This is a genomic window from Mariniflexile aquimaris (genome assembly GCF_042676825.1).
GTDB lineage: Bacteria > Bacteroidota > Bacteroidia > Flavobacteriales > Flavobacteriaceae > Mariniflexile > Mariniflexile aquimaris.
Map to the genome: position 1 here is coordinate 1 of NZ_JBHTIB010000061.1, position 1,428 is coordinate 1,428.

1 protein-coding gene is annotated in these 1,428 nt (G+C 28.0%); it reads right to left on the reverse strand.

Annotation, left to right across the window (positions count from 1 at the left end):
- Positions 1–189: 189 nt before the first annotated feature.
- Positions 190–1,359 carry a hypothetical protein gene (locus tag ACFQ0I_RS17430; protein WP_379944270.1) on the reverse strand — a complete coding sequence of 390 codons (1,170 nt, stop codon included), beginning with the start codon at positions 1,357–1,359 and terminating at the stop codon, positions 190–192.
- Between the last annotated feature and the right edge of the window lie 69 nt (positions 1,360–1,428).

Genomic DNA, 1,428 nt, shown 5'->3' on the forward strand with positions numbered 1-1,428 from the left:
TTAGAAATTCCAATTATTAATATCAGCAGGATTTTTTTCATAGTTGTTGCTAACGTGTTTGAATATGAAAAGTTGCGAGTTTGAAACGCATTTTTTCTTTGGTTAAATTTAATAATATTTTATTTTATAAACTTTCTTTTTTACGGAATTAAGCAATTTTTTATATGCAGTGTTGTGTGCAGTACTTTTTTATTCATAGTAATATCTGATCAATTCAGTCCGCTTTCCATTTCGATATTCAGATTTTTCAGTTATTAAATTCCGATGATTGTATTCAAATTTCTGCTTGATAATTTCTCCGTTTGATTTTGTTTCTGTTCTCTCGATTAATTTTCCGTTTTTCCATTCGTATATGTAATCAAAACTTTCTTTTGGGTAATTTGCTGTTTTATTATCCCTAATGACATTTTCATTAGCATCTAAAACTGTTATTTCTTGTTCGAAATATCCACCAATCATAGATTCTGTATTGTTGTGAACAATCTCGATTGTTTGATTGATATCATATTCATATGTTTTTGTTGATTTCCAAATAGGTTTATTATAAACATACCAACCTGTTGAGTCAATCTGTTTTTTTAATCGATTTTGATTGTCGTAATAGTAATATCTTTTGGTATGTAGTTTATTTTCTCTTGTGTAAGAAGTCCATTCAATAAGGTTTTTTTCTTCGTCGTATTTCCTCTCAATATTCAAGTATTTTGAGTGACAATACGAACAAGTAACAGCGTCTGTTTTGTTCTCGGGATTATAGCTTTTTGTTCTTAAATATCTTGTACTATCGACTGAATGGTATTGTTTGATTTCTTGATTATCTGAATTATATACATATTCATAAATCTCTGGTCTATCAATTGATTTTAAATGAAATGTGTCTTTTGAAGACTCGTAAATAGAGTAATGATTATTTATAGTTCGATATTCCTTGCTTACAAGGTTTTCTTTGGTGTCATAACTATAAATAGTTTCATCTTTATTTTCGTTGTATTTTATGAACCCAAATTCCTTTGTTTTTTCAATTTCTAAAGGTGAACTGGTCGTTTTTAGAATTAAACCATTTTCTGTGTAATAATTTTTAAATTTATTCCAAGTTAAATGAGTGCCAACGTGAGTAACAACAACTAAACTACATTCAATTCCAAAAACTGTTTTGTTCTTTAAGTCAATCTGTTTGGTAAATAGTAATGTGCTATCTCTTTTTTTGATTTTACCATTTTTTCTCAATTGTATTGAATATTTAGAAACCTTGTTTACATAATTATCTATGAAGTCATTATAATTCCAATTCTTTTCATTCGGTTGTTGAGCATAAACCAAAATCGTAAAAAATGTTAATATGTAAAATGTAAAGTTCTTCATTCGTATTGCACACAACGTTTATGTGTATGGAAAGTTGCGTGCTTGTGTGCGAGGATTTTCCGAAGGAAA